At 45.2% G+C, this 20,585-nt stretch carries 19 protein-coding genes and 1 tRNA gene; 13 read left to right on the top strand and 7 right to left on the bottom strand.

The window, feature by feature from the left end; all coding sequences use genetic code 11:
• The first annotated feature begins 15 nt into the window (after positions 1-15).
• Complete coding sequence (locus B0G85_RS01420) at positions 16-519, top strand: hypothetical protein (RefSeq protein WP_100378657.1); 504 nt, start codon at positions 16-18, stop codon at positions 517-519.
• A 106-nt stretch (positions 520-625) separates the two neighbouring features.
• Here B0G85_RS01420 and B0G85_RS10230 read toward each other — a convergent pair whose 3' ends face one another.
• On the bottom strand, positions 626-781 hold the full coding sequence (locus B0G85_RS10230; protein ID WP_157799262.1) for a hypothetical protein: 156 nt from the start codon (positions 779-781) through the stop codon (positions 626-628).
• A gap of 170 nt (positions 782-951) precedes the next feature.
• Complete coding sequence (locus tag B0G85_RS01415; protein WP_198508668.1) at positions 952-1,308, bottom strand: hypothetical protein; 357 nt, start codon at positions 1,306-1,308, stop codon at positions 952-954.
• Positions 1,309-1,494: 186 nt separating this feature from the next.
• On the opposite strand from B0G85_RS01415, the gene B0G85_RS01410 reads away from it, so the two are divergent.
• From B0G85_RS01410 to B0G85_RS01400, 3 genes are read left to right on the top strand one after another with little or no spacing between them, the layout of a single operon-like run.
• Entirely contained in the window at positions 1,495-2,793 is a 1,299-nt protein-coding gene (locus B0G85_RS01410; RefSeq protein WP_100378655.1) for an MFS transporter, read from the top strand.
• Positions 2,794-2,848: 55 nt separating this feature from the next.
• Positions 2,849-3,535 (top strand): dienelactone hydrolase family protein, encoded by a 687-nt coding sequence (locus tag B0G85_RS01405; protein WP_100378654.1) that lies wholly within the window; start codon positions 2,849-2,851, stop codon positions 3,533-3,535.
• Between the two features lie 36 nt (positions 3,536-3,571).
• Positions 3,572-4,069 (top strand): hypothetical protein, encoded by a 498-nt coding sequence (locus tag B0G85_RS01400; protein ID WP_100378653.1) that lies wholly within the window; start codon positions 3,572-3,574, stop codon positions 4,067-4,069.
• A gap of 54 nt (positions 4,070-4,123) precedes the next feature.
• On the opposite strand, the gene B0G85_RS01395 is transcribed toward B0G85_RS01400, so the two are convergent.
• A tRNA-Leu gene (locus B0G85_RS01395) sits at positions 4,124-4,210 on the bottom strand.
• Between the two features lie 143 nt (positions 4,211-4,353).
• Here B0G85_RS01395 and rnr point away from each other — a divergent pair.
• Together rnr and rlmB are read left to right on the top strand one after the other, a co-directional pair.
• Positions 4,354-6,756, top strand: coding sequence for a ribonuclease R (rnr, locus tag B0G85_RS01390; RefSeq protein WP_100378652.1), 2,403 nt, complete (start codon positions 4,354-4,356; stop codon positions 6,754-6,756).
• A gap of 64 nt (positions 6,757-6,820) precedes the next feature.
• A complete protein-coding gene (rlmB, locus tag B0G85_RS01385) occupies positions 6,821-7,576 on the top strand; it encodes a 23S rRNA (guanosine(2251)-2'-O)-methyltransferase RlmB (RefSeq protein ID WP_100378651.1) in 756 nt (251 codons plus the stop codon).
• Here rlmB and trxC read toward each other — a convergent pair whose 3' ends face one another.
• Together trxC and tal are read right to left on the bottom strand one after the other, a co-directional pair.
• On the bottom strand, positions 7,577-7,996 hold the full coding sequence (trxC, locus tag B0G85_RS01380; protein WP_100378650.1) for a thioredoxin TrxC: 420 nt from the start codon (positions 7,994-7,996) through the stop codon (positions 7,577-7,579).
• A gap of 12 nt (positions 7,997-8,008) precedes the next feature.
• On the bottom strand, positions 8,009-9,001 hold the full coding sequence (tal, locus tag B0G85_RS01375; RefSeq protein WP_100378649.1) for a transaldolase: 993 nt from the start codon (positions 8,999-9,001) through the stop codon (positions 8,009-8,011).
• 106 nt (positions 9,002-9,107) lie between these two features.
• Between tal and rpiA the strand changes: the two genes are divergently transcribed.
• Entirely contained in the window at positions 9,108-9,818 is a 711-nt protein-coding gene (gene rpiA / locus B0G85_RS01370; RefSeq protein ID WP_100378648.1) for a ribose-5-phosphate isomerase RpiA, read from the top strand.
• Between the two features lie 232 nt (positions 9,819-10,050).
• Here the strand turns inward: rpiA and B0G85_RS01365 are convergent, their stop codons facing one another.
• Entirely contained in the window at positions 10,051-10,323 is a 273-nt protein-coding gene (locus B0G85_RS01365) for an oxidative damage protection protein (protein ID WP_100378647.1), read from the bottom strand.
• A 79-nt stretch (positions 10,324-10,402) separates the two neighbouring features.
• Positions 10,403-11,767 (bottom strand): amino-acid N-acetyltransferase, encoded by a 1,365-nt coding sequence (argA, locus tag B0G85_RS01360; protein WP_100378646.1) that lies wholly within the window; start codon positions 11,765-11,767, stop codon positions 10,403-10,405.
• 59 nt (positions 11,768-11,826) lie between these two features.
• Here argA and hrpA point away from each other — a divergent pair, with 59 nt between their 5' ends.
• The 6 genes from hrpA to B0G85_RS01330 are packed head-to-tail and all read left to right on the top strand — an operon-like array spanning position 11,827 to position 20,452.
• Positions 11,827-15,879 carry an ATP-dependent RNA helicase HrpA gene (hrpA, locus tag B0G85_RS01355; RefSeq protein WP_232725887.1) on the top strand — a complete coding sequence of 1,351 codons (4,053 nt, stop codon included), beginning with the start codon at positions 11,827-11,829 and terminating at the stop codon, positions 15,877-15,879.
• A gap of 35 nt (positions 15,880-15,914) precedes the next feature.
• Complete coding sequence (locus B0G85_RS01350) at positions 15,915-16,943, top strand: YVTN family beta-propeller repeat protein (RefSeq protein WP_369405922.1); 1,029 nt, start codon at positions 15,915-15,917, stop codon at positions 16,941-16,943.
• A 4-nt stretch (positions 16,944-16,947) separates the two neighbouring features.
• Positions 16,948-17,721 (top strand): polysaccharide deacetylase family protein, encoded by a 774-nt coding sequence (locus B0G85_RS01345; protein WP_232725886.1) that lies wholly within the window; start codon positions 16,948-16,950, stop codon positions 17,719-17,721.
• Positions 17,722-17,736: 15 nt separating this feature from the next.
• Complete coding sequence (locus tag B0G85_RS01340; protein ID WP_100378643.1) at positions 17,737-18,714, top strand: sterol desaturase family protein; 978 nt, start codon at positions 17,737-17,739, stop codon at positions 18,712-18,714.
• 24 nt (positions 18,715-18,738) lie between these two features.
• The gene (locus tag B0G85_RS01335; protein ID WP_100378642.1) at positions 18,739-19,599 is read left to right on the top strand and encodes an EI24 domain-containing protein; all 861 of its coding nucleotides are present in this window, start codon (positions 18,739-18,741) and stop codon (positions 19,597-19,599) included.
• Complete coding sequence (locus B0G85_RS01330) at positions 19,592-20,452, top strand: competence/damage-inducible protein A (protein ID WP_100378641.1); 861 nt, start codon at positions 19,592-19,594, stop codon at positions 20,450-20,452. Before B0G85_RS01335 ends, B0G85_RS01330 begins: the two co-directional genes overlap by 8 nt.
• The last annotated feature ends 133 nt before the right edge of the window (positions 20,453-20,585 follow it).

Below are 20,585 nucleotides of genomic sequence, written 5' to 3'. Positions count from 1 at the left end.
TTAATTAATAGCAATATGTTTTACTTTCTAAATCTATTTACCAAGGTAAAGGCGGCCGAAGCTAAGGCACTTGGATTTTGCTTTAATGATGGAGGTAGAGAGGCTGCGGGCTTTCAGGGAAGTGCAGGGGACTGCGTTGTTCGATCTATTGCCATTGCCTTGCGGCTACCCTATTTGAGGGTATATGAAGATTTGAGGGTGGCAAATGCAACTTACGCCCAATCACGAAGCGATAAACTTGCCCGCAGACTGAATGCCAGTGGCACATCCCCCAGAAATGGTAATCATCGAAATGTTTTTCATGAATATATTCTGAGGCATGGATTTAAATGGGTGCCTACAATGCAGATTGGCTCGGGCTGTCAGGTTCATCTGCGGTCAAATGAATTGCCGTCTGGCGTACTGATTGTGAGGGTATCTAAGCACCTGACTACAGTTATCGATGGCGTTATTCAGGATACACATAATCCCTCTCGGGCTGGGCAACGTTGTGTTTACGGATACTATCTAAAGCAGTAGCGCTGACTATTAAAAGATACCCTGCATAAAAAAAGCCTCCAAAAAAAGGAGGCTTTTTAGTAATGACGAGGCTAGTTAAAACTTCTTTATAGCGATTGGGTGCTAATTACCAGTTTCCACTAGTTTTACGAGTCGTATATTCCATTGCCTTAGCCTCTGCAAAGGACTGAGTCAGAATAGTAAAAATATCTTTTACTGCAATCATGGGGGTCAAATTAAAAACAGATGATGTCTGGTAAATCGCTTGGTTACTGCTTGCCATGGTGGGCTCCTTAAGGGTTAACCCTGATTGTATCACCAAAAGCATCAATATCTAGGGTAAACCCGTAATTTTGGCAAGATTAACATAAAGGCCGGCCAGTTTTCAGGGAAGATTTGGGCAATGATTCACTGGTTCTCTGAAGAGCTTTCACTTCTGGGTAGGGTGGGACTTTAGTTGGAATATTTCCTATTCCAAGCCTCTTTAAAGGAGCTAATCATGCCAATCATCATCGCTGTACTCCAAGCTAGGGTGAAGAGTCCTGAAAAGGATATAAAAAAGGCAACACTTTTCCAGCCTTGCGGCAAAATATCAGAAGCAAAGCCTACAGTGGTGTAGCAGCTCCCTACAAAAATAATGGTGTCGATGGGGTTGGCAATGAGATCAAATCGTTGAATGAGCATTGTCCAAATAAAAATCTCACTCATATGAATTAAAGAAATGAGGATAAAAGCAATATAAAAGTGGATAAAAACACGGTTATATTGATTTTTTTGTAGGCTAGTTTGAGCTCGACGCTCAAACCTCATGCACACCCTAATGATACAAAATCCATGAAAAAACAAAATGATCATGAGGCCCAAAAGCCCAAAGCCAACGTCTCTAAAAAGAGCGAGAAATGGGAAGTTTAAAATAGGAAAAGTGAGGTCTGCTAGATTCATGGGGGCTTTTAGATAAAGTTTTAATTCAGGCTTTTTAAGAGCTTAAGGTTGATAATGGTGTCATTACCACTACAAGCAAAGAATACATTGATCGAGCAATACAGCCCAGTAGCAAAGAGAAAGGAGCTTTTTTTCTTACTCTCTTTGGCTGGAATCCAATTTACCCACATTTTGGATTTTATGATCATGATGCCTTTGGGACCTGATTTTATTCGGGAACTCAACATCAACACGCATCAGTTTGGCCTGCTGCTATCGTCTTACACTTTTGCCGCAGCTTTAGCGGGCATCTTTGCCACTTACTTCATAGATCGTTTTGAGCGAAGAGTCTTATTGTTAAGTTTGTATGCATGCTTCATTATTGCAACGCTTATTTGCGGAATTGCTCCAGACTATCATTCCTTGTTTATTGCTCGAGCATGTGCCGGTGCGTTTGGCGGCATCTTGGGTTCATTAGTGCAGACCATTATTGCCGATGCTATTCCGTTTGAGCGAAGAGGCAAAGCACTTGGCACGGTCATGGCTGCATTTTCGGTCTCTACAGTTGCCGGAGTTCCCCTTAGTTTAATGTTGGCCAACCATATTCCTTCACTTGGATGGCGGGCACCATTCTTTTTTATAGGCTTGATTTCAAGTTTTATTTTGTATTTAGCTTATCGCAACATTCCTAAAATATCAGGGCATCTTGGCCATGTTTATGGGGGTTCAAGACTGCGTCAAATTATGGATATATTTTTTGCGCATCAGCATCTACGTGCCTTTGTCTTTATGGCATTAATTATGATCACCGGCTTCTCTGTTATTCCCTACATCGCCTTGTATTTAACTGCAAACGTTGGCATCGATAATTCCTATATATCCTTGGTATATCTCTGTGGAGGCATTGCCACTCTGATTAGTTCGCGATACATCGGCCACTTAGCCGATAAATTCGGTAAGGTAACGGTATTTAAGTATTTGGCGATCATTAGTTTGATACCCTTGCTAATCACGACTAACTTACCCCAGGCTCCACTTTGGATTGTATTGATCAATCAGACGGCATTTTTCATTTTGATCTCTGGCAGAATGATTCCTGTGATGGCTATTGTGAGTCAAGTTGTTGAGCCACGTACGAGAGGTACTTTTATGAGTCTGGTTGGCTCTGTGCAGATGTTCGCTTCAGGTATCGCCTCTGTTATCGCGGGCGTAGTTGTGACTATTGGGGTGGATGGAAAGATGGAGCATTACGACTTAGTTGGTTATGGTGCTGCATTGTGTGGCTTGTTAACCTTTTGGCTGGTCGGATATATTCACAGTGATCCCCAAATTAATCCCCCGGGGGATTCTTCCAAATCTACCAAATTTAATTGATATGCATTAAAAAAAATATAAAAATTCAGAAATAGAAAAGAGAAAAGAAAACATCATGATAAATTTCGAAAGACCTGATGGTAAAACTGTCGAGGCCTATTTAGTCGAGCCTAGTAATGGCAGCAATGCCCCTGGTGTTGTTGTCATTCAGGAGTGGTGGGGTTTAGATCAAGAGATTAAAGATGTTGCAGATCGTTTAGCAAAAGCGGGTTATAGAGCATTAGTGCCTGACTTATATCGCGGGAAGTTAGCGCTCGAAACTCATGAGGCTGAGCACTTAATGAATGACCTAAACTTTGCTGATGCTGCGAGTCAGGATATTCGTGGTGCAGTTCAATATCTCAAAGCTAGCGGTAGCGCTAGAGTGGCGATTACTGGTTTTTGCATGGGTGGCGCCCTGACAGTATTGGCGGCTGGTTTGGTACCAGAGTGCGATAGAACCGTTGTCTGGTACGGCTATCCTCCACTGGAATATGTGGATGCTAGTGCGATTAAAAAGCCGATGTTGGCGCACTGGGCGCTTCACGACGATTTTTTTAATATAGCTGGTGTAGATCAACTTGAAGAAAAAATGAAGCTTGCTCATGTGGATTACGATTTCCAGCGTTACGATGCAAAACATGCTTTTGCCAACCCAAAATCAAGCACTAGAAATTTGCCTCCACTTGAATACAATTCTGAAGCCGCCAATTTGGCTTGGGATCGCTCAATAGATTTTCTCAAGACAAATTTAAGTAACTAGTCATTACTGCTTTTAATCCTATTTTTTACTCTTCTTATGCACCTTTTCTCCGAAAACCTCGCAGTTGAAATTTCCTCCTATTACCGAAACCTTGCCTTAGGCCACGGTGTCATTCCAAAAGTATTCACTCTGGTAAATAGTGAAGGTAGTCAATACCTTTTCTTCGTTGACGACTTACAGATGGAGGTAGAGAAGGAAAACCAATTTTTAACCTATATTGTTCAAGAGCATCAAGCAGTTTGTTATGCCAGGGGTACGCTCGTTATTTTGGAAAAATCGCAGCAATTAATCGAATTTGCGGTGATTGATCATGACGATGAAGAGGCGATTGTGTGCTCGGCAGAATTAATGCGAGATCTGGAGGACAGACCGGTTGGACTCACTGAGTTTGAGAAGACTTTAGCTCCCAAGAAAACAATCTTTTTTGGCGGCCTATTTAAGCCATTGCAGCTTTCAGAAGATCAAGTGGAGGAGTTTGAGGCGCTCTGGAATGAGATGAGGCCCAAGATTCTGCATCGAATGATGGAAGCCTAAGTATCTATTGAAAAAGGACCCTAAAGTCCCCATATAGATCTTAGGCAGCATGTTTGGTGCCCAGGAAGGGACTCGAACCCCCACAACCTTACGATCGCCAGCACCTGAAGCTGGTGCGTCTACCAATTTCGCCACCTGGGCATGCCATTATTATAAGGGATGTGCCTTAAAGTGCCTTACATAACCTTATTTGCCTTTTTTCCCCTCAGACTTGGTGGTTTGGTAGAGTAGGCTGATTCAGAATAATGATTGAAATATAAGGCAGAGATTGCCGAAGGAATTAAATGCGTAAAGCAAAAGATTTGGTGTCACGAGAGGCTGACCGTCAAGGTACAGTTCAGGGACACCGAGATGGTTTTGGATTTGTGATCCCCGATGACGGTGGTGAGGATATTTTTCTTTCAGAAAAAGAGATGTCCCGCGCCATGCATGGCGACAAGGTCAATGTCAGAGTATTGGGTACGGATCGCCGTGGCCGACCTGAAGGTCAAATCGTAGATGTTCTAGTTCATGCCAATAAAGTGGTTATCGGACGCCTTTTAAATGAAAGTGGCGTACTGATTGTTGCTCCGGAAGATAAGCGTATTGGGCATGACATTCTCATTCCACCCAAGGGCCAAGGCGATGCTAAATTAGGGCAGGTCGTTAGCGTTGAGATTATTGATTATCCTGATAGCTATCGCCAGGCTGTCGGTCGAGTGATCGAAGTATTAGGCGAGATCGATGACCCAGGTATGGAAATTGAAATCGCTGTGCGTAAGTACGGCGTTCCTCATGAGTTTTCCAATGCCGTCAAAAGAGAAGCTGCAGCACTACCGGATACTGTCCAGCAATCAGACCTAGAGGGTCGGGTCGATTTGAGAGACGTTCCTTTGGTTACCATTGATGGCGCTGATGCCCGTGACTTTGACGACGCCGTCTATTGTGAATCAGTGATGTATGGTGAAACAAAAGCATGGCGTTTAATTGTGGCTATTGCTGATGTATCCCACTACGTTAAGCCAGGCCAGCCATTAGATGACGAAGGTTTATTAAGGGCCACTTCAGTCTATTTTCCAAGACGGGTGATTCCGATGCTGCCAGAGAAAATCTCTAATGGCCTATGTTCGCTTAATCCAGGGGTAGATCGCCTTTGTATGGTTTGTGACTCAGTCGTTGATAACAACGGTGTTGTGCTGGCTTATCAGTTTTATCCAGCAGTAATGCATTCTGCTCAGCGCTTTACTTATGACGCTGTCTGGGAAACACTCTCTAATAGTAAGGGTCCGGAGGCTACACGCTATGCTGAACTTAGGCCTCTACTAGTCAATCTCTATTCTTTGTACAAGATCCTCTTGGAGGCACGCCATAAGCGTGGTGCAATTGAATTTGAGACTACTGAGACCCAAATTATCAGCAACGAGCTAGGTAAGATTTTACGGATTGAGCCTCGTCTTCGTAACGATGCGCATCGCCTCATCGAAGAATGCATGCTTACTGCTAACGTTTGCGCTGCTGATTTTATTGATAAGAATAAGCACCTTAGCCTATACCGTGTTCATGCCGAACCCTCCGAAGAGAAGCTTGTCACATTGCGTCAGGTTCTGCGTACCTCCAGTTTGTCGCTAGGGGGTGGCGAAAAGCCTAAGCCAAGAGACTATGCCAAGTTAATGCGCGAGGTTAAAGAGCGTCCAGATGCCAATATGCTGCAGTCGGTTGTATTGCGCTCGATGCAACAGGCGATGTATCAGCCTGATAATGAAGGCCACTTTGGCTTAGCGTACCCTGCATATTCGCATTTCACAAGCCCTATTCGACGCTATCCTGATTTGTTAACACATCGAGTAATCAAATCTATTTTGGCAAAAAAGCCTTATGTGCCAGTATTGCCGCCAACTGTTCCGCTCAATCTGACTTTACCCCGCAAGGGTAAGGGTCGTGAGAATGCAGTCAATGCAAAAAAATCGCATCATGATGCAAAAGAAGCCAGTGGAAATGGGACTCCGTTACCTAAATCAGCAAAGGGTGCCAATGCAGCGCTACCCATTTGGGGGCAATTAGGCGTTCATTGCTCTTCTAATGAGCGACGTGCAGATGAGGCCTCTCGTGATGTGGAGGCTTGGCTAAAGTGTTATTACATGCGCGATCACTTGGGTCAGGAATATGCCGGTACTGTTACTGGCGTTGCTTCATTTGGCTTATTTGTGCAACTGGAGAATCTCTTTGTTGAGGGCATGATTCATGTGACTGAGCTTGGGGGTGACTACTTCCAGTATGACGAAGCTCGTCAGGAGCTCCGCGGCGAAAGATCTGGTATTCGGTATCGACTCGGTGAGCGTGTACACGTCCTAGTGAGTAGGGTAGATCTAGATGCTCGCAAGATTGAGTTTAGCCTAGTAAAGTCAACTGCCCAAGAGGCAGGTGCTACCTTGGATCGTCGTCAAACGGTTCTTGTACGTGATACTGGCCGCCCTAATAAAAAGTCTGCACCCAGAAAAGGAAGGGCAGGTAATAAAGAACCCCAAAAGCCTGGTGGGGTTAATGTTAATGCCGCCAAGTCTGCGGGCAATTTAGGTGCCAATCAATCGAAGAGTAAATCAACCCGTAGTGCTGTGACAGTAGTGAAGTCCAGTAAATCTGCAAAGCCCGTGGGTAAAACGGCTGGCACAAAACCGCCCGTTCGAATTACTAAAGCACGCCGTAAATAAAAGAATCAAAGTACCAAAGAACCAAAGAACAGAATCACAGAAAAGAAATCGAGATTAAGCAAAGATGAAGCAAATATTAGTAGGTTTTCATGCAGTACAAGCGCGTCTTAGAGTAGACCCGGATAGTTTGAAGTCTGTCTACTTTGATCCGGGACGTCGCGATCGCCGTATGGGTGACTTTTTAAAGCAAGCTGAAGAGGCACTAGGTGAGCGATTGCACGCTGCCGATTCTGAGCGTCTTCATAAGTTAGCAGGCCATGACCGCCATCAAGGGGTGGTTGCCTTAGCCGATAAGATGACAGTAGCGCGTACGATTACTGAAGTGATTGAGGATGCACAGAGTAGTAAGGCCAAGGCGATGTTCTTGGTATTAGACGGCGTAACAGATCCCCATAACTTTGGCGCCTGCTTACGTGTTGCAGACGGTGCTGGTGTTGATGCGGTAGTGATTCCAAAGGATCGATCAGCATCGATTAATGCTACGGTAAGCAAAGTAGCTAGTGGTGCTGCTGAAGTCATGCCGGTCATTACGGTAACCAATCTTGTACGCAGTATGCGCGAAATGCAGGAGGCTGGAGTATGGCTGATCGGCACAGATGATATGGCTGAAAAATCTATTTACGACATTGATCTCACTGGGCCTATTGGGATAGTGATGGGAGCCGAAGGTGAGGGTATGCGTCGCTTAACTAAAGAAACTTGCGACGAGCTAGTGCGCATTCCGATGCAAGGCGTGGTAGAAAGTTTGAACGTATCAGTCGCAAGTGGCGTTTGTTTGTACGAGGCTTTAAGGCAGCGTTTAGCTAAACCTGCAACATAATTACAGTAGTTGATTGATTAATTGCTCTAGTTGAGCTGGCAGTAAAGCGCCACTCACCCGGTGCACCTCTGTGCCATCTTTAAAGCCTGCTAGGGTTGGTATAGAGCGAATATTCATCTGCGCCCCCAGCCCTTGCTCTGCTTCTGTATTGACTTTGATAAAAAGCACCTTATTGGCATGGGCTATTGCACTTGTCTGAAAGGTGGGGCCGAACATTTTGCAGGGCCCACACCAAGGCGCCCAAAAATCAACAATTACGGGCATTGCGGTTTGTGAAATAAGTTCGGAAAAATTCGTTGCTGTTGCGTTGATTGGTAATGCGAGTAAGTCTCGCTGACAAGCCCCGCATACAGGTTTTTGGTTGAGTCTCTCTACAGGCACGCGATTGCCTTTAGAGCAATGTGGACAAGCAATAATCATCTAGTTTCCTTTTTATGCGGATGTGCTCAACAGTGCCTCAAGCTTATCAGTGTCGATGCAGAAATTACGAATTCCCTCAGCCAACTTTTCAGTGGCCATTGCATCCTGATTAAGTTGCAATCTAAAGTGAGATTCATCTAATTGCAATTGCTCAATATGCTCTACAGCCAAAGCAGCCGTTGAATGCGCAATATCTAATTTTTGAGAAACTGGATTTGTATTTGCCTGAAGCTCCGCCAATAGTTCGGGGCTAATAGTTAGTAAGTCACAGCCAGCAAGCTCTAAAATTTGATTCGTACTTCTAAAGCTGGCACCCATAATTTCAGTTTGAATTCCAAAATGTTTGTAATAGTAAAAGATGCGCTTGACTGAAGTTACGCCAGGATCATTAGCGCCGCCATGGTCCACATCATTCCATCCAGAGCCAAGCTTAGCTTTATACCAATCAGTAATGCGGCCAACGAATGGCGAGATCAGTTTTGCATTAACTGCGCCACAAGCGGCTGCTTGTACCAAGGAGAATAAAAGCGTCATATTGCAATGAATGCCTTCGGCCTCTAGTGCCTTAGCCGCCTGAATGCCTTCCCATGTTCCCGCGAGTTTAATTAAAACCCGCTTTCGATCAATTCCATTGGATTCGTACAGAGCAATCAGGTGTTTAGCTTTGTGGATCGTCGCGCTTGTATCGAAAGACAGGTGGGCATCTACTTCAGTTGATACGCGACCTGGAATAATTTTTAGAATTTCTAGGCCAAAGGCGACCAAAATATAATCTGCTAAATCGACTGGCTTTAATCCCGGATGGGCCGCTTTAACTTTTTGTACCAATGCTTGGTAGTTCGGTTGCTGAACCGCTTTCAGAATGAGTGAAGGGTTAGTCGTGGCATCCTGGGGCTGAAATTCTTGCATGCGCTCAAAATCGCCTGTATCGGCAACTACAGTAGTGAGTTTTTTTAATTGGCTGAGTTGGCTAGATTGGCTTGGTTCGGTGGCACGGGTGTTCATAATGTTCTTTGAGGCGATAAATGATTGATGGGAGCTTATCTGATTATCATATGATAGATGTGTGTATTACGATGATCCAAGATAAATAAAGGCATTTAGCGAGGCTATGAATCAAGATGAACTAAAGCGGTTAGTTGGTGAGGCTGCGCGAGATGAAGTGCTTCAGTTGCCAGCCGGAGCAGTCTTAGGCGTTGGCACAGGGTCTACTGTAAATTGTTTTATTGATGCCATTGCGCCCCATCGAGATCGATTTGCGGGAGCGGTATCGAGCTCGAATGCCACAACTGAGCGTTTACTCAAGCATGGATTTCAGGTTCTAGACCCTAATGCAGTCGAAACTCTACCTGTATATGTCGATGGAGCTGATGAAATCGATCCCTTTGGCTACATGATCAAGGGCGGCGGCGGGGCATTAACCCGAGAAAAAATCATTGCTTCAATGGCTAAGCAATTCATTTGTATTTGCGATTCATCAAAGCAGGTGCCCATACTAGGTCACTTTGCCCTACCAGTTGAAATCATTCCCATTTCCCAGGGAGTCGTTACTCGTGAGTTGGAAAAATTGGGTGGTCAGGTTTCTCTGCGTCACGCTAAAAACACCCGTGCTGATTTAGAGCAAACTCCAAGTGAGCCCTTTGTGACAGATAACGGTGCTTGGATCTTAGATGTAGCTGGCCTGAAAATTGTTGATCCTATAGCGCTTGAATCGCAAATCAAGCAAATTGCTGGCGTCATTACGGTGGGGTTATTTGCTAAAGAAAGGGCCCATATTCTGTTGGTTAGCAATGTCTCTGGTGTAAGCAAGATCCTGCTATAAAAATAAAAACCCGACAGAGCAGTCTAGGACGCCCGTCGGGTTTATTTGCCATGTTAATCATGGCTAAGCAGTAGGAAGAGATTGAGTTCCTTTTGCCAATAAGCATATAGATATGCTTATGAGTACTGGCTTTCGCCAATGTAGCTAGTCACAATAGCTGACTAACTACCCCTTCATCCTATGCCCCTTATTTTCAATCGTCAAGAGGCCCTACATTATTTTTTTAGGATAATCATTCTGTTGGTGGAACGTAACCTTGCACCATATCAACGCCACCTTCAAAAAAGTATTTTTCAACTTGTTTTAGCAGGTATTGACGAGCGCGGGGATCGGCCATATTGAGGCGGTTTTCATTAATCAACATCGTTTGATGTTTTAACCAAGCTGCCCAAGCCTCTTTGGAGACTTGATTCCAAATCTTCTTACCTAAATCTCCTGGGAGTGGTGCAAAGTCCATTCCTTCAGATTCTTTATTGAGTTTGATACATTGAACCATGCGTGCCATCTGTGATGCCTTTCAAATACAGTTAATTCATGACGAATATAAATAATCAATTGCGCTCTATGTCTCAAGCGCTGCTGTTTTAAAGTTCTTTAGTAAGCACCATTGACTTACGATCCCAGTTATAAATCTGCTTTCTTTCTTCAGGCAGATCTTCAACAGATGCTCGTTTGAATCCGCGCTTTAAGAACCAATGCTCTGTTCTGGTAGTTAAAACAAAAAGCTTTTTGATGCCCTCTAGCTTTGCTCTCATTTCAATCCGCTTTAGTAAACGCTCTCCATCACCAGATCCCTGAACATCCGGGTCTACTGCCAGGCAAGCAAGTTCACCAACTCCATTGGGAAAAGGGAAGAGGGCTGCGCAACCAAATAGAACGCGGTCATGCTCAATGACAGAAAAACGCTGAATGTCACGTTCAATGACATCTTGACCACGGGCAGCTAAGATACCCTCATCTTCAAGGGGGCTGGTGAGCTGGAGAATCCCGCCAACGTCATCCTGATTAGCTTCACGTAGATTTTCAATATCAGATGAGGCGAGCATCATGCCGATACCATCGTGGGTAAATAGTTCCTCAAGCAAGGCACCGTCTTGATTGCAAGGTAAAAAGTGCACCCGACTTACACCTGCTCGAATCGCTTTACCGGAAATACTTAATAAACCCTTCATACCAACATCTAGCTCTTGATGATGTGTAACGTATTCTTGAAGCTGACGCATGGATAACTCGGTGATGTAGTCACCCTCATCATCTTTCAAACCTGCATAAGGACTCAAGAAAATCAGCTTGTCTGCTTTGAGTGCGGCTGCGGTTGAGGCAGCAACATCTTCAAAAGCCAAATTGAAAGCCTGGCCGGTAGGAGAAAAGCCGAGAGGCGAAAGCAGTACGATCTTATTGCTATCTAGCGACTGTCTAATGGATGAGGAGTCAACTTTGCGAACAAGGCCAGTATGAATGTAGTCAGTACCCTCTACAACGCCAACCGGCATCGCAGTAATAAAGTTTCCAGAAATAACAGATATACGTGATCCTGCCATTGGGGTATTTGGTAAGCCGCGACTAAACGCAGCCTCGATATCTAGGCGTAATTCACCTGCGGCTTCTTTGACGCACTCAAGAGCGGCGGCATCAGTAATTCGGTGGCTATACATGGTGGTACTACCAAATTGGCTCTTAATATTGCGTAATGAGAGTTGCTCTTCAATTTGTGGGCGTATTCCGTGCACTAAGACGATCCTCATGCCCATGGCATGAAGCATTGCAATATCTTCAATCAGATTTTCTAGGCCGATTTCTTGGGCTAGCTCACCAGCAAAGGCAATTACAAAGGTCTTTTCACGAAAGCTGTGAATATAGGGCGCAACGTCACGTAGCCACCCCACAAAAGGAAAATTAGGACTTGATTCTTCTGTGTTTAAGCCTGAGTTAGGTGCATTTGTTGGCATAGTGAGAAAATTATAGGGTGCAAGAGCCTAATCAACAACAAAAACCCAAATCATCGCCTATGGCTGTGCCTGCTTCCAACACTACGCGCCGCTTAGAAATTCGATTCCCGGAAGAGTTGCCGGTATCTGGTCAGCGTCAAATTATCAAAGATGCCCTCATCAACTCTCAGGTGGTGATTGTCTGTGGAGAGACCGGATCAGGCAAAACCACTCAGCTGCCAAAGATTTGCCTAGACCTAGGCAGAGGCACGATCAACGGAGGGCGCCTGATTGGACATACCCAGCCACGTCGCATAGCGGCAACAGCCACTGCAAAACGAATTGCCCAAGAGCTTGGAAGCCCCGTCGGTCAAGATGTTGGTTATCAGGTACGCTTTGCCGATAAAACTAGTCAGAGTGCCTCTATCAAGTTAATGACGGATGGCATCTTGCTTGCTGAGACCCAGCGAGACCCCCAGCTACGTGCTTATGACACGCTCATCATTGATGAGGCCCATGAACGTAGTCTCAATATTGACTTCTTGTTGGGCTATTTAAGGCAGTTACTTCCTAAGCGCCCTGATTTAAAACTCATCATTACTTCCGCAACTATTGATGCAAAGCGTTTTTCTGAGCACTTTACGATTGCTGGTAAGGCCGCTCCTGTAATTGAGGTCAGTGGACGTCTTTTCCCTGTAGAGCAGCGCTATGAGCCTGTAGAGCCCGATGTAAAGCCTGATAGTAAAAAAGTGTCCAAGCAAGCCAAGGAAATTCCTGAGGCGGTTACAGAGGCAATTACGCAGGTTTGGAGAGAGGGTGCCGCTGGAGCGGGGGATGTCTTAGTATTTTTACCCGGAGAGCGGGAGATTCGGGATTGTGCCGAGGCCATTAGAAAAGATCATGTACTGCAGCAACGTTTTCACCCTGAGGTGCTTAGCTTGTTTGCGCGCCAATCTGTTGCAGAGCAAGAGCGTGTGTTCAATCCGGGGAATGGACGACGCATTATTTTGACCACCAATGTGGCGGAGACGTCGCTCACAGTTCCCAATATTCGTTACGTAGTTGATAGTGGCCTAGCACGAGTTAAGCGCTACTCTTATCGTAATAAGGTTGAGCAGCTGCAAATTGAGCCTATCTCACAAGCGGCGGCCAATCAACGCGCTGGTCGTTGTGGTCGTGTATCGGATGGTATTTGCATCCGGCTCTATAGCGAACAAGATTACCTAAGTCGTCCAAAATTTACCGATCCTGAAATTTTACGCAGCTCTTTAGCGGCAGTGCTATTGCGTATGAGTTCCTTACGCCTACCTAGGGTGCAAGATTTTCCCTTTATTGATAAACCCCTGGGTCGCGCTATTGCTGATGGTGTTCAGCTGCTAGATGAGCTGGGTGCAATTGCGTATGACCAAAATATAGTCGGTGATAACAGCGACATCAACAACCACTTTAAATTAACTGCAATCGGCAAGCAATTAGCCGATCTTCCGCTAGATCCCCGCATTGGACGTATGCTGTTAGCGGCTAAAGAGCAGCAGGCTTTACGTGAAGTGACCATTATTGCTTCTGCTCTAGCAACCCAGGATCCGCGTGAACGCCCGTTAGAGCAGGCAGCCGCTGCCGATCAAGCCCATTTGCAGTTTGCCGACGAGCGATCAGAATTCTTAAATTTTGTAAAGCTATGGAATTGGTATCAGGATGCGCTTCAACATAAACAGAGTAATCGTCAGTTAGAAAATTTATGCCGAAGTCAGTTTTTGTCTCCTAGACGGTTGCGTGAATGGCGAGATGTCCATGGTCAGTTGCACACGATGCTCGGTGAAAAAGGCTGGAAAGAAAATCCTTTGCCAGCCACTTATGAGCAAGTTCATTTATCCCTATTGACTGGACTATTGGGCTATGTTGCCAAAAAAGAAGAGGATGAAAAATCACAAGAGCGCGGAAGTAAAACGGGTGGTTACATTGGCGCACGAGGTATTCGTCCATTCATTTGGCCTGGGTCAACTATTGGTAAGAAGGCTGGCGCCTGGATTTTGGCTGGTGAGCTTCAAGAAACCAACCGCATGTATGCCCGTACGATTGCCAAGATTGAGCCACAGTGGATAGAGCGCGTCGCTGGTCATAGACTGATTAAATCCTTGAGTGATCCTTTTTGGGATGCTCGTCAAGGTGAGGTGATGGCTTTTGAGCGAGGTACGCTGTATGGGCTACCAATTTATCACGGTCGCCGCGTGCGTTTTGAATCCCACGACCCTCAAGAGGCGCGCGCGCTATTTATAAGTCAAGCATTAGTTCAAGAGGAAATGTTTGGTCGTATGGATACTCCTGCCTTAATGAGAGAAACGGAAGCTGATGCTAGGAAAAAATATCCTGGAAGCTTTGAGTTCTTTTGGCATAACCGACGATTAATTAAAGAGATTGAGGCCCTAGAGCATCGTTCACGACGTCCAGATGTCTTGGTTGATGACGATCTCTTGTTTGCTTTTTATGATTCGCGAATACCGAAACAGGTGCTCAGTCGGGAAAGTATGAAAGCATGGCTAAGGGAATCCAATAAAAATGGAACTACTCAAGCTGATGCTGCTACTTCCGTTTCCAATGCTGATACCCATTTACGTCTGTCTAAGGCAGACTTGATGCGTCATGAAGCGGCTAGTATTACGGTTGATCGTTATCCTAAAAAAATGCTTGTTGGCGGTGGAGAGCTCGCTTTAACTTATCACTTCGAACCATCCAGCCCAAAGGACGGTGTCACGCTTGTGGTTCCACTGACCTTGTTAAATCAAGTCGATAGTCGCCGCTGTGAGTGGCTTGTTCCGGGTATGTGTGAAGAAAAGATTTTGTTATTGCTGAAATCACTTCCGCAAAAATTACGCCGACATTGCATTCCATTATCTGAGTTTGCTAAGTCTTCATTGGAACGTTTATTGGATGAAAAGAAATTTGGTGAGGGTGATTTCTTGGACAGCCTAATTACGTATATCCGTAAAGAGCGTGGTTTAGAAATTAAGCGCACAGATTTCAGACCAGAGGCATTGCCATTACATTTATCCATGAACTTCCGTTTAGTAGATGAGCATGGTCGCCAGCTTGAGTTAGAGCGTAACTTAGCGCGTTTGCGTGCAGAGTATGGCCAGACAGCCAGAACTGCGTTTCAGGCGATTGCTCAGCAGGCGGCTCAGGAGGAATTTGGCGTCGCTGTATCGGACGCTAGAACAGCAGTAGCATCAACGGCAGCGTCAGCATTAGCTTCAGTTAGGGCTATTGAGCAGGGCGGATATAAAAGCTGGGACTTTGGTCCTTTACCCGAGACTCTCGAAATCCAAAAAGGAAACCGCATCTTATTTGGTTACCCTGCACTGGTCGACTGTGGTGAATCTTGTGATCTTGAGGTATTTGATGATCTGCTGGAGGCTAGAAAACAGCATTGGCAGGGTCTGCGTCGCCTTCTTGCTTTGGCGAATAAAGACACTTTAAAAGCATTGCAGAAACAACTTCCCGGCGCTCGAGAGCTAGGCTTGTTATTTATTAATATTGGCTCAATAGAGCGCCTTGTAGAGCAAATACTCCACTGTGCAATAGAGCGGGCATTTATGAATGATCCTTTGCCAGCTAACGCAGAACAATTTGCAGAGCGCCTCCAAGCAGGCAAGCCTAGGCTGGCTTTAATCGCTCAGGAGATGGCAAAGCATGCGCTAGCTGCATTGCAGGCCCATGCCGATCTTCAAAAAAAGACAGCACAAGCAAAAGCATCTTCACTAAGTGCTTTTAACGATATTCAAGCGCAGATGCAAGGTTTGGTCTTTCCTCAGTTTGTAGCTGACATTCCGTACGAACAGTTAGTTCATCTACCAAGATACTTAAAAGCGATTGCATTGAGAATTGATAAGCTTCGGGCCAACCCAAGCAGGGATGCGCAGTGTCAAAAGGATTGGGAGTCGGTGGCTAGACCTTGGCAAAAACTGCTTCTGGCTAATCGCGGTTCATCTGGGCATGGAGTGGATGAGGATCAGGTTTTGCTTGATTTTCGGTGGCAGCTAGAAGAATTAAGGGTTGCCTTATATGCCCAGGAGTTAAAAACGCCCACCCCAATGTCTTTGAAGCGCCTAGAAAAGATCCTCGGCAGTTTCCGCTAGCTTTGTTTTGCCCATAAATGTTTACAATCAAAGCCATGAACACATTTGCTAGTAAAACAAAATTAAGTATTTTTTCGGTCTTAGCGATTACGGTCTTTGTTATGCTTCAAAGTCGAGCATTTGCACAGAGTCCTGTGGTTGGAGAGCTTAAAGCAGAGCCTAAGATTGCCGTTGTTTTGAATTCTGGAGAGGCTACAGTCAGCTTGATTGACATGCCTACGCGTAAGGTCATCAAAACTATTCCGGTAGGGAAAGAGCCGCATCATCTCATGTTGACTCCAGACCAAAAAACCTTACTGATTGCAAATGCTGCTGGTAATGATATTGATTTGCTAAATCCGGTTAACGGTGAGCTCACCGGAAAGATTCCAAACATCATTGACCCATATCAAATTGGTTACTCGCCAGACCATAAATGGTTCATTGTAAATGGAAATCGACTTGATAGAGTGGACGTCTATCGCTCACAGGGGGCGGATTTGAAATTAGCTAAATCAGTAAAGCTAGGAAAAACACCCAGTCACATAGCCTTTACTGCCGATAGTAAAACGGCATTTATTACATTACAAGATTCCAATGAATTGGCTGCAATCGATTTGGATACGCAAACAGTGATCTGGAAAATGCCCACTGGAAAAGTACCTGCTGGTTTATGGGTGACCCCAGGCGACCAATATTTATTAGTAGGGATTACCGGTGAGGATTATGTCCAGGTAATCGATTGGAAAAATCGCAAGGAAGTGAAGCGAATTTTTACTGGCAAGGGGGCTCATAATTTCCGTCCTTTGGGCGATAAAAAACATGTGTTTGTGACTAATCGAATTGCTTCTAGTATTAGTCAGATCAATATGCAAACACTTGAAAAGACCGGCGATATTCTTGGACTGCCTGCTGGCCCTGACGATATGGAAATAACGCCGGATGGAAAATCATTGTGGGTTACGTTCCGATTCTCTCGTAAGGCGGGAGTGATTGATATACCCACAATGAAATTAGTGAGCGTTATTTCGGTAGGAAAATCTCCGCATGGTGTTTTCTTTACGCCACGTGCAAGTTGGGAGTAGTTTTGTGAAGTGGCGCCTCAGCCTTCTGGTGCGTCTGACTGCATTTCTGTGGGCCATGTCTTTCTCTGCGCTGGGTTTAGCGCAGACGGGCTCTTGCAAAAATACCGTCTATCTCACCTTTGATACAGGCAATATGTCGGTAGCCCAATTGGTTGCTGATGTACTTAATAGACAGCATGTGAAAGCCACTTTTTTCCTGGCTAATGAGAAAACCAATCGGGGTGACTTTTCGCTAGATGATTCTTGGGGTGACTATTGGCGAGAACGTGTTCGTGAAGGCCATCACTTTGGAAGCCATACCTATGATCACGTCTATTTTATTAAGGATGGCCCCGCGGGTGAGGTTTATGCAAAACCTCAGTTTGGCACCAAAGCTGGTGTGACTATTTTGTATAACGAGGCTAACTATTGTCGTGAAATTCGGCGTGTCGATGATCGATTTAAGGCATTGACTGGGGTGGATCTCCAAAAGATTTGGCGGGCACCGGGTGGTAAAACATCTCCCCGTCTCATAAATATGGTCAAACAGTGTTCATATCACCATGTAGGTTGGAGCCCGGCAGGGTTTTTGGGGGATGAGCTGAGCTCTCAAACTCACCCCAACCAGATGTTGCTGGCAAAGGCGAGCGCTCAAATTCAGGATGGGGATATTACGATGGCGCATCTGGGAATTTGGTCCAGAAAGGACCCTTGGGCACCTGCTGTCTTAGAGCAACTCATCATTAACCTCAAGAACCGTGGTTTTTGCTTTGCCACGCTGCCAAATCAGGCTAAATGAGTCACAATTGAAGGTATGGAGCTCAATTCTTTCCTCATAAGCATTTCTGCTACTTACGCAAATATTCAAGAATGGTTGTTTGCTCATGTGGCTGGACCATTGCTATACCAACTTGACTTGATGGCTTTAGCTGAGGATGTTTTTGACGGTATTGATTGGTTTTTGTTTGGCTGTATTCAGATCTTCTTGATTGTGGTGGTGCTGCGTACATGGGAACGTTTTGCGCCTGCTGAAACCCAAGAGCGTCTCTCAAAGTCATCAAAAGCAGATATTGCCTATACCTTGCTGCATCGATCAGGCATTTTTCATGGTCTCATTTTTATAGTCCTATCAGGATTCTTTTTTGAGATTGATTCCTTGCTACATGATTTTCGCTTTAGTAGGATGAATGTGGAGTCCTGGTATCCCCCACTGACGGCTATTCCGCTGATCAGTTTCTGTATCTACTTCGTACTGCTCGATTTTGTTGAGTACCTCTACCATCGAGCCTCGCATGTGTTTAATTGGTGGTGGCAGCTACACGCCTTGCATCACAGTCAAACGGTGATGACCGCTTGGTCAGATGATCGCAATCATTTTTTAGATGATGTTATGCACGCGGTTGTATTTTCTTTTTTCGCACTGCTGATCGGTGTGTCTCCTGGCCAGTTTATCTTGCTAGTGGTACTCAGTCAGCTAATTCAAAGCTGGCAACATGCCAATATCAAAGTCCACTTAGGACAATTTAAATACTTCCTTGTTTCACCGCTATTCCACCGTCTGCATCACGCGGTTGGCTACGGGCACGAGGCTAAGGGTAAGCCAGGCGTTTTGGGGGGATGCAATTTTGGGGTATTGTTTCCATGGTGGGACATGCTTTTTAATACGGCAGTTTTTTCAACTGAAGTCCATCCCACAGGCGTTAGAAACATGTCTGTATCGCACCAGATTTTTAAGCAGCAATGGCAGGTCTTGATGTATGCGGTACATGAGATCTTTCCAAAGCGCTCATAGCCCTTCAATGAATTCTTAAATAGTATGCAGCAGGTTCTTAAATCCTTAGGCTTTGCATTGGTAGGTACGATGCACCCCAGAATGCTCTGGTTGAGCTTTCGTCCATTTTTGATTGTTTCGGTTTTGTGGGGAGTTGTCATTTGGTTAAGCTGGGCACCTGCTCTTGAGATCCTCAGTCTTTTTTTAACTTCATCAATATTCACAAGCTGGATTCAGGATGGATTAATTTGGGCCGGCTTTGAAAATGCTAGGGCATGGATAGCACCACTATTTTTCGTCATGCTGCTCATCCCGCTCATCGCCATCAGCTTATTGGTGGTGATTGCTTTCACGACGGTCCCTGCAATAGTACGTACTGTTTCGCGACAGCCTAGCTATAAAAATATTGAGAAGAAAAATGGCGGTAGTCTCCTCGGGAGTGTCATCTACTCTGTTTGGTCTATGCTGATTTCCTTGGCTTTGATTATGCTGACGCTCCCTGTTTGGTGGATCCCTCCTATGGTGGCAGTCATACCACCATTAATTTGGGGCTGGTTAACAATGCGCTTAATGTCATATGACGTTTTAGCTCAGCATGCAAGTGAGCGAGAGCGGGGTATTTTGCTTGATCAGCATCGCTGGCAGTTATTTGGCATGGGTATTGCCTCCGGGATGCTTGGTGCTGTGCCTACTTTTTTCTGGGCTACTTCAGCTTTGGCTTTAGTACTTTTCCCTTTAGTGAGTTTTATTGCTTTATGGATCTATTCCATTATTTTTGTGTTTGCAGGGCTATGGTTTACGCATTTTTTATTGCATGCGTTAAAAAATCTACGAGTCATAGAAGAGGAGAGATCGTTGAATACTGAGGCACGAGTAATAAATATGGAGCTTATTGATCATGATTAATGCCAAGGAAAATAGGTCGACTAATGTTTCCGGGCTTACGAGTAGACGCTTTGGTCTCATCGTTATCGGCGACGAGATCTTATCGGGGCGCCGTCAAGACAAACATCTTAGTAAGTTGATTGAGTTATTGAGCGAGCGGGGCCTAAGCTTATCTTGGGCCAAGTACGTCGCTGATGATTCAGAGCAAATTATCGATACCCTGAAAGAAACTTTTGCAAGCAACGGTATTGTTTTTAGCACTGGCGGCATTGGCGCCACCCCTGATGACCATACTAGGCAATGCGCTGCATTAGCTCTTGGCACAAAAACGGAGCTACATCAGACTGCAAAAGAGCTCATCGCTGGTCGTATTCAGTCGATGAGTGAAGGGGATCCGATTAAAGCGGACCTCAACACGCCAGAGAATCAGCATCGATTCAAGATGGGCGAGTTTCCTATTGGAAGTGAGATTATTCCCAATCCCTATAATCAAATTCCTGGATTTCGTATTCGGGATCACCATTTTTTGCCTGGCTTTCCGGTCATGGCCTCGCCAATGATGGCTTGGTGTTTGGATCATCACTACCATGCACTTTTTCATCTAGATAATCGATCTGAGCGGAGCTTTATTGTTCCCAAGGGGATTGAGTCGACATTAACCCCGCTAATGGAGCGCATAGAGGCTAGTTTTCCAGGGGTAAAGGTCTTTAGCTTGCCTTCCGTTGGTGATGCTACTAGTGGAGGGGTATACGCTGATCGCCATATTGAGTTGGGCATTAAAGGCAACACCGTCCTACTGGAAAGTGCATGGATTGCCCTTCGTGCTGGCACTGAAGCGCTGGGCTATGAAATTTATGATCTATCCCCACCTTAAGTGCACTATATCGGTGCAATATTGAGCAGTTTTTGTCCAAAATAGCTTATTTGAGCACTTAAACAGTGCAATAATGATTATTCCCAAATGTTTGCTTCAGTAAATTAGATACACCCCAAGGGCATGTTTGTTG

Source organism: Polynucleobacter brandtiae, assembly GCF_002797575.1.
GTDB classification, from domain to species: domain Bacteria; phylum Pseudomonadota; class Gammaproteobacteria; order Burkholderiales; family Burkholderiaceae; genus Polynucleobacter; species Polynucleobacter brandtiae.
Note: the sequence above shows the minus strand (reverse complement) of the source record. Positions and strands in the feature narration are given on the sequence as shown.

Excerpts from the sequence above, each read along its gene's own strand:
- rlmB (WP_100378651.1), top strand. The coding sequence starts at position 6,821 with ATGAAGCAAATATTAGTAGGTTTTCATGCAGTACAAGCGCGTCTTAGA.
- hrpA (WP_232725887.1), top strand. The coding sequence starts at position 11,827 with ATGGCTGTGCCTGCTTCCAACACTACGCGCCGCTTAGAAATTCGATTC.
- B0G85_RS01400 (WP_100378653.1), top strand. The coding sequence starts at position 3,572 with ATGCACCTTTTCTCCGAAAACCTCGCAGTTGAAATTTCCTCCTATTAC.
- B0G85_RS01340 (WP_100378643.1), top strand. The coding sequence starts at position 17,737 with ATGGAGCTCAATTCTTTCCTCATAAGCATTTCTGCTACTTACGCAAAT.
- B0G85_RS01335 (WP_100378642.1), top strand. The coding sequence starts at position 18,739 with ATGCAGCAGGTTCTTAAATCCTTAGGCTTTGCATTGGTAGGTACGATG.
- B0G85_RS01420 (WP_100378657.1), top strand. The coding sequence starts at position 16 with ATGTTTTACTTTCTAAATCTATTTACCAAGGTAAAGGCGGCCGAAGCT.
- B0G85_RS01410 (WP_100378655.1), top strand. The coding sequence starts at position 1,495 with ATGGTGTCATTACCACTACAAGCAAAGAATACATTGATCGAGCAATAC.
- rpiA (WP_100378648.1), top strand. The coding sequence starts at position 9,108 with ATGAATCAAGATGAACTAAAGCGGTTAGTTGGTGAGGCTGCGCGAGAT.
- B0G85_RS01330 (WP_100378641.1), top strand. The coding sequence starts at position 19,592 with ATGATTAATGCCAAGGAAAATAGGTCGACTAATGTTTCCGGGCTTACG.
- argA (WP_100378646.1), bottom strand. The coding sequence starts at position 11,767 with ATGCCAACAAATGCACCTAACTCAGGCTTAAACACAGAAGAATCAAGT.
- B0G85_RS01365 (WP_100378647.1), bottom strand. The coding sequence starts at position 10,323 with ATGGCACGCATGGTTCAATGTATCAAACTCAATAAAGAATCTGAAGGA.
- B0G85_RS01405 (WP_100378654.1), top strand. The coding sequence starts at position 2,849 with ATGATAAATTTCGAAAGACCTGATGGTAAAACTGTCGAGGCCTATTTA.
- tal (WP_100378649.1), bottom strand. The coding sequence starts at position 9,001 with ATGAACACCCGTGCCACCGAACCAAGCCAATCTAGCCAACTCAGCCAA.
- rnr (WP_100378652.1), top strand. The coding sequence starts at position 4,354 with ATGCGTAAAGCAAAAGATTTGGTGTCACGAGAGGCTGACCGTCAAGGT.
- trxC (WP_100378650.1), bottom strand. The coding sequence starts at position 7,996 with ATGATTATTGCTTGTCCACATTGCTCTAAAGGCAATCGCGTGCCTGTA.
- B0G85_RS01415 (WP_198508668.1), bottom strand. The coding sequence starts at position 1,308 with ATGAGGTTTGAGCGTCGAGCTCAAACTAGCCTACAAAAAAATCAATAT.
- B0G85_RS10230 (WP_157799262.1), bottom strand. The coding sequence starts at position 781 with ATGGCAAGCAGTAACCAAGCGATTTACCAGACATCATCTGTTTTTAAT.
- B0G85_RS01350 (WP_369405922.1), top strand. The coding sequence starts at position 15,915 with ATGAACACATTTGCTAGTAAAACAAAATTAAGTATTTTTTCGGTCTTA.